This is a genomic window from Comamonas fluminis (genome assembly GCF_019186805.1).
In the GTDB taxonomy this organism is placed as follows: Bacteria; Pseudomonadota; Gammaproteobacteria; order Burkholderiales; family Burkholderiaceae_C; genus Comamonas; species Comamonas fluminis.
In genome coordinates, this window is record NZ_CP066783.1 from 557096 (window position 1) to 570901 (window position 13806).

Here is a 13806-nt window from a genome sequence, read left to right on the forward strand (position 1 = left end):
GCGTCGTGGGAGTCAATAGCGGCGAACTCTACGGTGTGGATATGACGAAGCTGTGACGAGTGCCCTGGTTCATGCATCTGTCATACGCATGTCATGTCCATGACAAAAATGCAGGTCTTCAGATCTCCTGCGACTGCTGCGCATATGGCCCTGCTGTATCGGCCTTTGCGCTTTTTCCTTTGTTCGAATGAAAAGTCTTTCTTCGCTTGCATCCCCCGCATTTCTGTTGACTGCAATTGCCGCTGGTGTGCTGCTGGGCGCTTGCAGCGAGGGTGGAGACAATTCAGAAAAGGCTGCAGTGAAGCCGCAAGCCACGGCTGCTATGAGCCCTACTGCGGAGCTGGGAAAAAAGCTGTTTTTCGACAAGTCACTATCAGCATCGGGTGCCATGTCTTGTGCCACTTGTCATGACCCCGCATATGCCTATGGGCCGCCCAATGCGCTGGCGGTGCAAATGGGCGGATCTGCGCTCGACAAACCGGGTTTGAGGGCGGTGCCTTCGCTGCGCTACAAGCTGGTAACGCCTGCGTACTCTGATGCTTTGTTTGACCCAGATGGCGCAGAGCCGCCGGGGCCTGGCGGAGGCTTTAACTGGGATGGCCGTTCCAATACCCTGGCAGAGCAGGCGGCGCAGCCTTTGCTCAGTGATTTTGAGATGGGCAACCGCTCTGCGCAGGAGGTGGTGGATAAGGTGCGCCAGGCAAGCTATGCGCCCATGTTTCTGGAGGCATTTGGAGGCCAGGCGTTTGCCGATGCTGACAAAGCCTTTGTCTTTATCACCCAGTCGCTGGAAGCTTTTCAGAAAGAGGACCCGGACTTTCGCCCTTACTCCAGCAAATTTGACGCTTATGTGATGCGTGGTGAAGGCGTTCTGAGCGTGCCAGAGCAAAGAGGCAAGGCTGTTTTTTATGACCCAAGGCGTGGCAATTGCGCGGCCTGCCATATCCCGGATCTCAATCAGTTCACAGACCAGATGTATGCCTCCATTGGCGTGCCGCGCAATCCGGCGATTCCGGCCAATGGCAGTGAAAAATTCTATGACCTGGGGCTGTGCGGGCCGCTGCGCAAGGGGTTTACAGGGGCTGTTCCTGATTCATCGGACGAGTTGTGCGGCATGTTCAAGACGCCAACATTGCGAAATGTGGCTACGCGCAGCGTGTTCTTTCATAACGGCGTCATCACCTCTCTGGAGCAGGCGATTCGCTTCTACAACACACGCGATACGCATCCGGAAATCTGGTATCCGACGAAGGGTGGTGTTCCTCGTTCCACACCGTCTGCCAGCTTCCCTTCGTATGGGTTGGTCGCTACGCAGTACGACGGCGGCAAGGTCCAGAAGTTCAACGATCTGCCCGAGCGTTATCGAGAAAACATTGATCCGCAGATGCCCCTGGATGGACGGGCACCAGCATCTGCTCCTGCCATGAGTGAGCAGGACATTGCAGACCTGATCTGCTTTCTCAATACCTTGACGGATGGGTTTGTAAAGCCTGCTGGCAAGGATGCAAGCTCAGGAAAGTGCGTGAGCTGATTGAGCGGAAGAAATACCAAAAAGGAGCGCATTGAGCGCTCCTTTTTGGTGTGAGCCTGCAGTGAAGGCTACAGGTGAGTCGTTGGCGATTGGCGGGCTATCAGTGACCCGAAGCACCCGATGCACCCAGGCCCGTTTCGGAGCGGACTTGCTGCGCTGCGAAGGCTGCTTTTTCCTTTTCTGCCTGGCCGCTCTTGTCGAGCACCGAGAACAGCCACACGCCCACGAAACCGATGGTCATAGAGAACAGAGCGGGTGAGGTGTAGGGGAACCAGGCCGAGCCAGCAGGGTTGCCCAGGGTGGCTTCCCAGACGGATGGCGAGACGATGGTCAGACCCACGGAGGAGATCAGGCCCATGAAGCCGCCAATGACGGAGCCCTTGGTCGTGCAACCCTTCCACAGCACCGACAGCAGCAGCACAGGGAAGTTGGCCGATGCGGCGATGGCGAAGGCCAGTGCCACCATGAAGGCGACGTTTTGCTTCTCGAACACAATGCCCAGCAGCACGGCGATGACGCCCAGGGTCAGCGTGGTCAGACGCGAAACCTTCAGCTCCGAAGCGCTGTCGGCCTTGCCGTTCTTGAACACGGTAGCGTACAGGTCGTGCGACACGGCAGAGGCGCCCGACAGGGTCAGACCGGCCACCACGGCCAGAATGGTGGCGAAGGCCACGGCAGAGATAAAGCCATAGAACACATCGCCGCCCACGCTCTTGGCCACCAGCACGGCAGCCATATTGGCTGTACCTGCGCCGCCCTTGATGACGCCCTTGACGGTGTCAGACATTTCGGGGTTGGTGAGCACCATGGTGATGGCGCCAAAGCCGATGATGAAGATCAGGATGTAGAAGTAGCCGATCCACACCGTGGCCCAGCCCACGGACTTGCGGGCTTCCTTGGCGTCAGGCACCGTGAAGAAGCGCATCAGGATGTGGGGCAGGCCCAGCGTACCGAACATCAGTGCCATGCCGAAGCTGATGGCGGAGATGGGGTCCTTGATGAAGCCGCCTGGGCCCATGATGGATAAGCCTAATTTGGCCGCCACATCAGGCTCTTTGCCGCTGGCAGCTGCAATTTCGGTCTTGACGCGCACACCGTCGGCGAACAGCTTTTCAAAGCTGAAACCGTAGTGAGACATGATCATGAAGCCCATGAAGGTCACGCCGGCCAGCAGCATGCAGGCCTTGATGATCTGCACCCAGGTGGTGGCGGTCATGCCGCCGAACAGCACATAGACCATCATCAGCACGCCCACCAGCACCACGGCAATCCAGTAGTCCAGGCCGAACAGCAGCTTGATCAGTTGGCCTGCACCCACCATCTGGGCGATCAGGTAGAAGGCCACCACCACCAGCGTGCCGCTGGCGGCAAACATGCGGAACGGGCCTTGGGCAAAGCGGTAGCCGGCCACGTCGGCAAAGGTGAACTTGCCCAGGTTGCGCAGGCGCTCGGCCAGCAGGAAAGTCAGGATGGGCCAGCCGACCAGAAAGCCGATGGAGTAGATCAGGCCGTCATAGCCGCTCATCATCACCTGAGCGGAAATGCCCAGGAACGATGCGGCAGACATGTAGTCACCGGCAATGGCCAGGCCATTCTGAAAGCCGGTGATGCCGCCGCCTGCGGTATAGAAATCCGCAGCGGATTTGGTGCGTCCAGCAGCCCATTTGGTGATCCACAAAGTGGCCAGCACGAAGACGGTGAACATGATGATCGCCGTCCAGTTGGTGGCCTGTTTGGCGACATTGCCGATGTCGCCACCGGCGGCCAGGGCAGAACCAGCAGCCGAGAGCAGGACAGAGGTAGCCAGCGCTGGAGCCAGCGCGCGTTGCAGGGAGCTCTTCATTTCTGGGCGTCTTTCAGAATCTGCTGGGTCATCTGGTCGAACTCGTTATTGGCACGACGGATGTAGAACAGGGTGATGACCACGGTGAACACGATCACAAACAGGGCGATGGGAATGCCCAATGTGGTGACGCCAGAGCCAAGGGGCTGGGCCAGGAATTCCTTGTCAAAGGCAATCAGGGCCACATAGCCGTAGTAAACGATGAGCATCAGCAGCGTCAGCACACCGCCCAGTCGATTTCGCTTGCTGCGCAGCTGCAGGTAGGCAGGGTTGCGCTGAATTTTTTCTATCACCGGATCATTCACAGTGTTGTCTCCTTGGAAGGCATGCCTGCTCGCTTTTATCGATATGAATTGCTGTGCAGGTCGAGCCATTCTGTGAACCCCATCTGACCGCCTCCTTACTTACGATATGGGTGTTTTCACTGGGTTTTTCATATCGAAAAAAAGTGGGTTCGGGTTAATCCTGAAAGGGTCGGGAAAAGCCTTGTCCCAATTTTTGACAAAGCAAATTTTTGTAAGTTAGCGGTCAGTTGCCACTTTGATATTGGAAAAACAGGCGGGTTGGCGGCGCCTGAAATCAATATTAAGGAGACAAACATGGCCATCAATGCGACAGCAAATGCGGGAGGTAAATCGGCTTCACGGCCGATGAGTTCAGAAGAGCGCAAAGTCATTTTTGCGTCATCACTTGGCACGGTGTTCGAGTGGTACGACTTCTATCTATACGGCTCGCTGGCGGCCATCATCGCCAAGCAATTCTTCAGTGGGCTGGATGCGGGGTCAGCCTTCATCTTTGCGCTGCTGGCTTTTGCGGCTGGTTTCATCGTGCGGCCGTTCGGGGCGCTGGTGTTCGGCCGTTTGGGTGACATGATCGGGCGCAAGTACACCTTTCTGGTGACGATTCTGATCATGGGCCTGTCCACCTTCATCGTGGGCATCTTGCCAACCTATGCCAGCATTGGCGTGGCAGCTCCCATCATTCTGATTGCCTTGCGCATGCTGCAAGGTCTGGCGCTGGGCGGTGAGTATGGCGGCGCTGCCACCTATGTGGCTGAGCATGCGCCTGATGGCAAGCGTGGTGCCTATACATCCTGGATTCAGACGACTGCGACACTGGGCCTGTTCCTGTCTCTGCTGGTGATTCTGGGTGTGCGCACCTCGGTGGGCGAGGAAGCATTTGTGGACTGGGGCTGGCGCATTCCATTCCTGGTGTCCATCCTGCTGCTGGCTATCTCGGTATGGATTCGCATGACGCTGTCCGAGTCGCCTGCGTTCCAGAAAATGAAGGCCGAGGGCAAGGTTTCCAAGGCGCCGCTGAAGGAATCCTTTGGTCAGTGGAAGAACCTGAAAGTCGTGATTCTGGCCCTGCTGGGCCTGACGGCAGGGCAGGCTGTGGTCTGGTACACAGGTCAGTTCTACTCGCTGTTCTTCCTGACGCAGCAACTCAAGGTTGACGCGGTGACCGCCAACCTGATGATTGCCGCCGCACTGCTGCTGGGCACGCCTTTCTTTGTGATCTTCGGAACGCTGTCCGACAAGATTGGCCGCAAGCCCATCATCATGCTGGGCTGCATTCTGGCGGTGCTGACTTATTTCCCCGCATTCAAGGCGCTGACCGAAGCGGCCAATCCTGATCTGGCCGCTGCGCAAGCCAAGAACAAGGTGGTCATCGTGGCAGACCCTGCGGAGTGCTCGTTCCAGTTCAACCCCACAGGTACAGCCAAGTTCACCAGCTCATGCGACGTTGCCAAGCAAGCTCTGGCCAATCGCTCTGTGAGCTATGAAAGCGAAGAAGCACCTGCAGGTACACCCGCTGTTATCAAGATTGGCGCAGACACCATTCCCAGCTATTCCCTGGCAGGCCTGAGTCCTGATGATCTGAAGGCCAAGGGTGCGGAGTTCAGCAAGGCTGTGACGGAAACCCTGAAGAAGGATGGCTATCCTGACAAGGCTGACCCCAGCAAGATGAACAAGCCCATGATGATTGCCATCCTGTTCTATCTGGTGCTGCTGGTGACCATGGTCTATGGCCCGATTGCAGCCATGCTGGTGGAGCTGTTCCCCACCCGTATCCGCTACACCTCGATGAGCCTGCCCTATCACATCGGCAATGGCTGGTTTGGTGGGCTGCTGCCCACCATGTCCTTCGCCATCGTGGCGCAGACCGGCAATATGTATAACGGCCTGTGGTACCCCATCATCATTGCCGGTGTGACGGCTGTGATCGGGACGCTGTTCGTGTCCGAAACCAAAGATCGCAATATCTACGCAGAAGACTGATGAACGCATGGGCGCTGCACTTGTTGCAGCGCTGCAGCCAGAGCCCGCAAGGTGAATGCCCTGTGGGCTTTTTGCTTTATCTAGGGTCTGTTGAGAATTGAGCGAGGTCGCGAAGGATTCTGGCCGCTTGCCAATCTAGGCGCGTGACGCCGTGCGGGTGCTCACCCGCACAAGAAGCGCAACGACGAGTGGCGGGCGGCCAGATTCCTTCCCTTCGGGTTGCCGCGACAGGAGACCGTCTGCGTTGTTGCATGCCCTCGCAAGGCATGAGCATTGCTTCGGCCATGCGCCTAGCATCCAGCTTCCTGTCGCTGCAACGCGATCCTCGCCTAAATCTCAACAGACCCTAGCGATCATGAGTTACAGCAGTGTGGCAACAAAGCATCAGTGCTTCATTTTTTTAAGCGGCAAATCAAGCTTTTGAGAGCCTCCCGCCTAGAATCACTCCTAGCCGCGAGAGGGCCAAAAGCCTACAAGCCAATGCGGTGCAAAAACACTATCTCAAGATTCAGGAGCATTGAATGACCAAGATGACTCGCATCGCACTGGCCGCACTGGCTGTGATGGGCGCAACCACTGCAATGGCACAGAGCAGCGTGACGCTGTATGGCCGTATCAATACCACTGTTGAGCGCCAGAAAATTGGTGACCAGAGCAACACAGTAATGCAAGACAACAATTCGCGTTGGGGCATTCGTGGTACAGAGGATCTGGGAGGTGGCCTGAAGGCTGGCTTTATCTTGGAAAGCGGCTTTAAGTCTGATACCGGTGCAGGCTCGGCAGCCGGCGGCATGACTTTCGGTCGTCAAAGCGAACTGAACCTGTCCGGCAACTTCGGTATGGTTCGTCTGGGTAACTTCTTCCCTGAGTCGTATTTCGCATCCGCCGACTATGTCAGCATGCATAACCATGACACCGGACCTTCCAGCGACGCTCTGTATCAAGATCCCAACTGGATGGGTGCTTCTGCAGGCGGTCAAGGTGGTGCAGGTGGTGTAGGTACTACCAATAAGGTTGCCTATCGCACGCCTTCCATGAGTGGCTTCTGGGCGGAAGGCTCTGTATCTCTGCACGAAAAGGCAGCAGGCACTGCCAACAAAAATGGCTATGACCTGGCTGCCAACTATGCCGCAGGCCCTCTGCACCTGGGTGCCGCATACAGTAACTGGAACAGCAACTGGCAAGCTTCGTTGCGTGGTCTGTACTCCTTTGGTGCTGTGACCTTGGGTGCTTACTACCAGCGCAATGATGAGACTTTTGCGGGTTCGCGCAACAACTTCCGCCTGTCCGCTATGTACGCTATGGGTGCGTCTGAGTTCCATGCGAACGTGGGTCGTGCAAATAGCTGGAGCAATATCAGCAACTCTTCTGCAACTCAATACACATTGGGTTACAACTACAATCTGAGCAAGCGTACGAAGCTGTATGGTTACTACACTCGTGTTAACAACAGCACCAATGCTTTCTATGGGTTGAATGCTGCAGACAAGGGCAAGGACTTCAGCTCCTTCGCTCTGGGCGTGCGCCACAACTTCTAATTTGTGCACCGCGTAAGCGGTGTCTCCAGCACCTGCAGCTGATAATGCAGACCATTACTCCAAGTTCATACCCCATGTCGAAAGGCATGGGGTTTTTTCGTATGTGTTTTGGCTGCTGTAGTAAGCCATGTGAAAACTCCATATTGCTCAATGTTCAGGCGTGAGAGGGAGAGCGTTTCTTGCGCACTCATTCAACAACTTCGGAGACGTCTATGTGGAAGATTGCGATCGGGTTCGTGGTGTTTGCGGCGATATCGCTGTTTGTGATCTTCAAGGCTGGTGACAGCGTTGATATGAGTGGAGAAAAGCATGGGGCGGATGCCATTCATGCGCCAGCAGAATCAAAATGAATAACGCCTTATCTGGCTGCAGGCCCCGCATGACGGGGCTTTTTTGCATCTGTTGATGTGGTGGGCAAAGCCTTAATGCACATGCCACGCCAAGGTGCATATCAGGACTGCCTAGAATGTTTGGCCTCCATAGAAAAGACCGCAGAACATGACGCAGGGCCTGATCCGTATCCGTGGTGCTCGCCAGCACAATCTTCGCAATCTGGACATCGATATCCGCACTGGTGAGCTGACCGTCGTCACCGGCCCCAGTGGCTCGGGCAAGTCCAGTCTGGTGTTCGACACGCTGTATGCCGAAGGTCAGCGTCGTTATGTAGAGACTTTCTCCGCCTATGCACGCCAGTTCCTGGATCGCATGGACAAACCGGCGGTGGACAAGGTCGAGGGCGTGCCTCCTGCCATTGCCATCGATCAGACCAACCCGGTGCGCAACTCGCGCTCCACCGTGGGCACGATGACGGAGATCAACGATCACCTCAAGCTGCTGTTTGCGCGCGCGGCCAAGTTGTTTGACAGCAAGACCGCCATGCCGGTGCATCACGACACCGCAGATTCGATCTATGACGAGCTGACACGGCGCTGCGAGGCGGCGGGCGCCCCGCGCATTGCCATCACCTTTCCGGTGGAGTTGCCCGTCAACACCACGGCCGAAGAAGTCGAGCAATGGCTGTCTGCCAGCGGCTTTACCAAGGTACAGGCCGAGCGCGAAGTGGAGCGTGCTCAGCCTGTGGCGGATGAGGCCGCCAAGGGCAAGAAGAAAGCCAAGGCGGCGCCTGAGAAGATCAAGGTGCTGGATGTGATTGCAGATCGCTTTCGCCTGAGCAAGGCTGAGCGCTCGCGTGTCATGGAGGCGATCGAGGTAGGCCTCAAGCGCGGCAGCGGCAGGCTGACTGTGTATGTACTGCCTGAAAGCGGTGCAGAGAGCGCTGAACCTGAGCTGTGGAAGTTCTCGCAAGGTCTGCATTGCCCGGAAAGCAACCTCTCCTATCAGGAGCCGATTCCTTCGCTGTTTTCTTTCAACTCGGCGGTGGGGGCCTGTGATGCCTGCCGCGGCTTTGGTCGCGTGATCGGAGTGGATTGGGGGCTGGTGATTCCCAACGAAAAGCTCACGCTGCGCACCGGTGTTATCAAGCCGATTCAGACGCCGGCCTGGAAGGAGATTCAGGACGACCTGATGCGCCACTCCGAAGCCGAGGGCATTCCACGCGACACGGCCTGGTCCAAGCTGACCAAGGAGCAAAAGGACTGGGTCATTGAAGGCTCGCCCAACTGGAATGGCAAGTGGAGCCAGACCTGGTATGGCATTCGCCGCTTTTTCGAGTACCTCGAAAGCAAGGCTTACAAGATGCATATCCGGGTGCTGCTGTCCAAATACCGCAGCTACACCGAATGCCCGACTTGTGGCGGGGCTCGTCTCAAGACCGAAAGCCTGCTCTGGCGCATTAGCGGCAAGCAGGCCGCGGACGCCGTGCTGCCACCCGGCGATGAAAGTGGCCGATACCAGCGCTTTATGCCGCAGGGCGTGGGCTGGAGCCGTGAGCAGCTGGACGGCTTGCCGGGCCTGTGTTTGCACGATTTGATGCGCTTGCCCATCACTCGATTGCGCGAGTTTTTTGCGCAACTGGCCCCCAGTGCGGCGGACAAGAACGATGGTGAAGCACAGGCCCTCAAGATGCTGCACGCAGAGGTCATGACGCGGCTGCAGTATCTGTGCGACGTGGGTATTGGCTACCTCACGCTGGACCGCCAGAGCCGCACACTGAGCGGCGGCGAGGTGCAGCGTATCAACCTGACCACTGCCCTTGGGACCTCGCTGGTCAACACTTTGTTTGTGCTCGACGAGCCATCGATTGGCCTGCACCCGCGCGATATGGAGCGCATTACCGAAGCCATGCAGCGCCTGCGCGATGCGGGCAATACGCTGGTGGTGGTGGAGCATGACCCCGCCGTGATGTTTGCCGCCGACCGCATGATCGACATGGGGCCTGGACCCGGCGCACGCGGTGGTCAGATTGTGTTTGACGGCACACCCGAGGATTTGCGCAAGGCCGACACCTTGACGGGCGCCTATCTGGGCGGGCGCAAGCAGGTGGGCTTTGGCCTCAAGCGCATGGTGACGGAATCCACGCCGCGCCTGATTCTGGAAGGTGCACGTGAGCACAATCTGCGCGATATCAGCGTGGACTTTCCGCTGCAGCGCCTGGTCACCATCACCGGGGTTTCAGGCTCAGGCAAATCCACGCTGATTCAGGATGTGCTGGTGCCCGCGCTGATGCGCCATTTCGGCAAGCCCACCGATGCGGCGGGCGCATTCGAGCGCCTGCTGGGCGCCGACCATCTGGCCGATGTGATGTTTGTGGACCAGTCGCCCATCGGCAAGACGGCGCGCTCCAACCCGGTCAGTTATGTGGGGGCCTGGGATGCGCTGCGTGAGCTGTTTGCGGTGGCGCCGCTGTCGCGCCAGCGCGGCTACACCGCTGCCAAGTTCAGCTTCAACAGCGGTGATGGCCGTTGCCCCACTTGCGGCGGCTCGGGCTTCGAGCATGTGGAGATGCAGTTTCTCTCGGACGTCTATCTGCGCTGCCCCGATTGCAATGGCACACGTTATCGCCCCGAGATTCTGGAAGTGAAGATCGAGCGCAACGGCCAGTCGCTGAATGTGGCCGATGTGCTGGAGCTCACTGTCGCCGAAGCCGCGCTGCTGTTTGCGCAGGATCGCGATGTGATCCGCGCGCTGCAGCCCATCGTCGATGTGGGGCTGGAATATGTGAAGCTGGGCCAACCCGTGCCCACGCTGTCGGGTGGAGAGGCACAGCGCCTCAAACTCGCAGGTTTTCTGGCAGAGGCGGCCAAGGCGCAGTCCAAGAGCAAACAATCGCTGGCCAAAAAAGGCACGCTGTTCCTGTTCGACGAGCCTACGACGGGCCTGCACTTTGAAGACATTGCCAAGCTCATGCGTGCGCTGCGCAAGCTGCTCGAAGCCGGACATTCGCTGATCGTGATTGAGCACAATCTCGACGTGATTCGCGCCAGCGACTGGCTGATCGATCTGGGCCCAGAAGGCGGTGATGGCGGTGGACTGGTGGTGGCCGAAGGCTCGCCCGAAGATGTGCGCAAGGTCGATGCCTCCTATACCGCGCAGGCCTTGCGCGAATACGATCTGGCCATGGGCGTGGGTGGCGAAGCGGTGCGTGAAGTGGCCCCCATGCTCTATAAACCAGAGCGCAAGGCCAAGGCGCAGCAGGTTCAAGCGGGCAAAAATGCCATTGAAATCGTCAACGCCAAAGAGCACAACCTCAAGTCGCTGACGGTGGATGTGCCGCGTGGCAAGTTCAATGTGGTGACGGGGGTCTCGGGCTCGGGCAAGTCCACGCTGGCATTCGACATTCTGTTCAATGAGGGCCAGCGCCGCTACCTCGAATCGCTCAATGCCTATGCGCGGAGCATCGTGCAGCCTGCGGGCCGCCCTGAGGTGGATGCGGTCTATGGCATACCGCCCACGGTGGCGATTGAGCAGCGCCTGTCGCGTGGTGGTCGCAAATCTACGGTGGGCACAACCACTGAGGTCTGGCATTTTCTGCGCCTGCTGTATGTGAAGCTGGGCGTGCAGCACTGTGTTCACGACGATGCCATCGTGCAGCCGCAGACGGAAGAAAGCATTGCCGCGCAGCTGATGACGAGTTTCCGTGGCCAGACTATTGGCCTGCTGAGCCCGCTGGTCGTCAACCGCAAGGGCGTCTATACCGAGCTGGCCGACTGGGCGCGCCCCAAGGGCTACACGCATTTGCGCGTGGATGGCGAGTTCTTGCCAACCACGGGCTTTCCGCGCATTGACCGCTTCAAGGAGCACACGATTGAGCTGCCCGTGGCCAGCGTGACGGTCACGGCGGCCAACGAAAAAGAACTGCGCGGCCATCTGCGTCAGGCGCTGGAGATTGGCAAGGGCGTGCTGCATGTGCTGTCCGGTATCGAGAATCTGGCCGAGGCCATGCAAGGCGGCCAGAGCACAGCGGGTATCGGTGCGCTGCAGGTGTTCTCCACCCAGCGCGCTTGCCCGGTCTGCGCCACCAGCTATGCAGAGCTGGATCCGCGATTGTTCAGCTACAACAGCAAGCATGGCTGGTGCCCCGACTGCGTGGGCACGGGCGTGAAGCTGACCAAGGACCAGCGCAAGGTGTATGACGACACCTTGCTTGCAGACGATAACCGGGGCCGTGAAGTGAAGTTCGAGGGCCAGGAGGTGGAAGACCTGGCGGAAGTTGTTTGTCCCAAGTGTCAGGGCACACGTTTGAACCCCGTGGCGCGGGCCGTGAAGTTCCATGACGAAGCGATTACCGATATTGCGCAACTGTCGGTGAGCGATGTGCGCCGCTGGGTGCAAGGGCTGGACCTGTCGGGCCGCGAAGCCGATATTGCCCGTGATCTGATTCCCGAGATCCAAAGCCGTCTCGAATTCCTTGAAGAAGTCGGCCTCAACTATCTGACGCTGGACCGCGGAGCGCCCACGCTCAGCGGTGGCGAGGCACAACGTATTCGCCTGGCAGCGCAACTGGGCAGCAATCTGCAGGGCGTGTGCTATGTGCTGGATGAACCCACGATTGGCCTGCATGCGCGTGACAACCAGATTCTGCTCAATGCGCTGCACAAGCTGGGTGACAAGGGCAACACGCTGGTGGTGGTGGAGCACGACGAGGATACGATTCGCCGCGCTGACCATGTGATCGATATCGGCCCCAGCGCTGGTATTCGCGGTGGCCGTCTGGTCGCCGAGGGTACGGTTCAGGACATCATGGAGGCCAAAGATTCGGTCACGGGCCGCTATCTGCTGCATGCCATGCGCCATCCCTTCAAGCCACGACTGTGGGTTGGGGAAGGGGAACCCCCTGCTGCACCGGCTGCTATCAATGCAGAAGCTGCTACCGTTGTTGAATCAGCCGTTGCAGAGAAAAAAGTCAGTAAGGCCAAGAAAAGCAAAGCGCAGGCAGCTACTGAAACGGTAGCAACGGAAGAGAGCAAGGCCTTGCACTGGCTCAAGGTGCTGGGCGCCAATATGCACAACCTGCAGGGCGTGGATGCACGCGTGCCGCTCAAGCGCCTGGTGGCGGTGACGGGCGTTTCCGGCTCAGGCAAATCCACGCTGGCGCGTGATGTGCTGCTGACCAATGTGGCAGCCTGGGTGCAGCAGCGATCGACCAAGGCCGGGCGCGATGCCATGGACGAAGGAAAGTCCCCCGCGCTGGTGGGCTGCAAGGGTATCAAGGGCTTTGAGACGGTGGACCGGGTGCTGGAAGTGGACCAGACGCCCATTGGCAAAACGCCGCGCTCCTGCCCTGCGACTTACATCGGCTTCTGGGACACGATTCGCAAGCTGTTTGCCGAAACGCTGGAGGCCAAGGCCCGTGGCTATGCGGCGGGGCGCTTCAGCTTCAACACTGGCGAAGGCCGTTGCCCGGCCTGTGAAGGCCAGGGCGTGCGCACCATTGAAATGAGCTTTCTGCCCGATGTGAAAGTGCCTTGCGAGACTTGTCACGGCGCGCGCTTCAACCCCGAGACGCTGGCCGTCACCTGGCGCGGCAAAAGCATTGGCGATGTGCTGCAGATGGAAGTCGATGAGGCGGTGGAATTCTTTGCCTCCATGCCTTCGATTGCCCATCCGCTGCAGTTGCTCAAGGACGTGGGCCTCGGTTATCTGACGCTGGGCCAGCCGTCGCCCACGCTGTCGGGTGGCGAGGCCCAGCGCATCAAGCTGGTGACCGAGCTGACCAAGGTGCGCGACGAGGTGGGGCGGCGCGGGCAGAAGGCGCCACACACGCTGTATGTGCTGGACGAGCCCACCGTCGGTCTGCACATGGCCGATGTGGACAAGCTCATCCATGTGCTGCATCGTCTGGTCGATGGTGGCCACAGCGTGGTGGTCATTGAGCATGATCTGGATGTGATTGCCGAAGCCGACTGGATCATCGACCTGGGCCCCGAAGGCGGCAAGGACGGCGGCCGGATTGTGGCCACGGGAACGCCTGAAGAGCTGGTGGCGATCGGCACGCACACCGGCAAGGCGCTGGCGCCCGTGCTGGCGCGCGCATAGGGTGGTGATTTGCGCAAGATCTACACAAATGTTCTAAGAGCACTCCAACTATGTAAATCTTGCTCAAACCATGGTTTTCAGAGGCTCTAAATTCCTCGGAAAACCATAGGCTCGCTCAATAATGACGGTCAGAAAAGAGCGGCGCCACCAGGTTCGGAAGCACGGTTGCTCCGGGTA

The 13806-nt window shown here is 58.6% G+C and carries 9 protein-coding genes; 5 read left to right on the forward strand and 4 right to left on the reverse strand.

What is annotated here, in order from left to right; translation table 11 throughout:
- Positions 1 to 69: 69 nt before the first annotated feature.
- On the reverse strand, positions 70 to 390 hold the full coding sequence (locus JDW18_RS22520; RefSeq protein WP_246610240.1) for a hypothetical protein: 321 nt from the start codon (positions 388 to 390) through the stop codon (positions 70 to 72).
- Between JDW18_RS22520 and JDW18_RS02920 the strand changes: the two genes are divergently transcribed.
- Positions 389 to 1531 carry a cytochrome-c peroxidase gene (locus JDW18_RS02920; protein WP_246610242.1) on the forward strand — a complete coding sequence of 381 codons (1143 nt, stop codon included), beginning with the start codon at positions 389 to 391 and terminating at the stop codon, positions 1529 to 1531. The two genes, JDW18_RS22520 and JDW18_RS02920, sit on opposite strands and share 2 nt — an antisense overlap.
- Positions 1532 to 1631: 100 nt before the next feature.
- On the opposite strand, the gene JDW18_RS02925 is transcribed toward JDW18_RS02920, so the two are convergent.
- The 3 genes from JDW18_RS02925 to JDW18_RS02935 all read right to left on the reverse strand — a co-directional run bounded on the left by JDW18_RS02925 (position 1632) and on the right by JDW18_RS02935 (position 4050).
- Positions 1632 to 3374: a cation acetate symporter gene (locus JDW18_RS02925; RefSeq protein WP_218242260.1), complete on the reverse strand. Its 1743-nt coding sequence runs from the start codon at positions 3372 to 3374 to the stop codon at positions 1632 to 1634.
- Entirely contained in the window at positions 3371 to 3679 is a 309-nt protein-coding gene (locus tag JDW18_RS02930) for a DUF485 domain-containing protein (RefSeq protein WP_218242261.1), read from the reverse strand. Before JDW18_RS02930 ends, JDW18_RS02925 begins: the two co-directional genes overlap by 4 nt.
- A 128-nt stretch (positions 3680 to 3807) precedes the next feature.
- Positions 3808 to 4050 carry a hypothetical protein gene (locus JDW18_RS02935; RefSeq protein ID WP_218244034.1) on the reverse strand — a complete coding sequence of 81 codons (243 nt, stop codon included), beginning with the start codon at positions 4048 to 4050 and terminating at the stop codon, positions 3808 to 3810.
- Here JDW18_RS02935 and JDW18_RS02940 point away from each other — a divergent pair.
- The 4 genes from JDW18_RS02940 to uvrA all read left to right on the forward strand — a co-directional run bounded on the left by JDW18_RS02940 (position 3974) and on the right by uvrA (position 13629).
- On the forward strand, positions 3974 to 5656 hold the full coding sequence (locus JDW18_RS02940) for an MFS transporter (RefSeq protein ID WP_218242262.1): 1683 nt from the start codon (positions 3974 to 3976) through the stop codon (positions 5654 to 5656). The genes JDW18_RS02935 and JDW18_RS02940 overlap by 77 nt on opposite strands.
- A gap of 521 nt (positions 5657 to 6177) precedes the next feature.
- Complete coding sequence (locus JDW18_RS02945) at positions 6178 to 7194, forward strand: porin (RefSeq protein ID WP_218242263.1); 1017 nt, start codon at positions 6178 to 6180, stop codon at positions 7192 to 7194.
- Between the two features lie 212 nt (positions 7195 to 7406).
- Positions 7407 to 7544, forward strand: coding sequence for a hypothetical protein (locus tag JDW18_RS02950; protein ID WP_218242264.1), 138 nt, complete (start codon positions 7407 to 7409; stop codon positions 7542 to 7544).
- Positions 7545 to 7692: 148 nt separating this feature from the next.
- Positions 7693 to 13629, forward strand: a complete 5937-nt coding sequence (uvrA, locus tag JDW18_RS02955) for an excinuclease ABC subunit UvrA (protein WP_218242265.1) — start codon at positions 7693 to 7695, stop codon at positions 13627 to 13629.
- The last annotated feature ends 177 nt before the right edge of the window (positions 13630 to 13806 follow it).

Coding starts and splice junctions, on each gene's coding strand:
- JDW18_RS02920 (WP_246610242.1), top strand. CDS start 389: ATGTCTTGTGCCACTTGTCATGACCCCGCATATGCCTATGGGCCGCCC.
- JDW18_RS22520 (WP_246610240.1), bottom strand. CDS start 390: ATGGCACCCGATGCTGATAGTGACTTGTCGAAAAACAGCTTTTTTCCC.
- JDW18_RS02925 (WP_218242260.1), bottom strand. CDS start 3,374: ATGAAGAGCTCCCTGCAACGCGCGCTGGCTCCAGCGCTGGCTACCTCT.
- JDW18_RS02940 (WP_218242262.1), top strand. CDS start 3,974: ATGGCCATCAATGCGACAGCAAATGCGGGAGGTAAATCGGCTTCACGG.
- JDW18_RS02935 (WP_218244034.1), bottom strand. CDS start 4,050: ATGACTTTGCGCTCTTCTGAACTCATCGGCCGTGAAGCCGATTTACCT.
- JDW18_RS02945 (WP_218242263.1), top strand. CDS start 6,178: ATGACCAAGATGACTCGCATCGCACTGGCCGCACTGGCTGTGATGGGC.
- JDW18_RS02950 (WP_218242264.1), top strand. CDS start 7,407: ATGTGGAAGATTGCGATCGGGTTCGTGGTGTTTGCGGCGATATCGCTG.
- uvrA (WP_218242265.1), top strand. CDS start 7,693: ATGACGCAGGGCCTGATCCGTATCCGTGGTGCTCGCCAGCACAATCTT.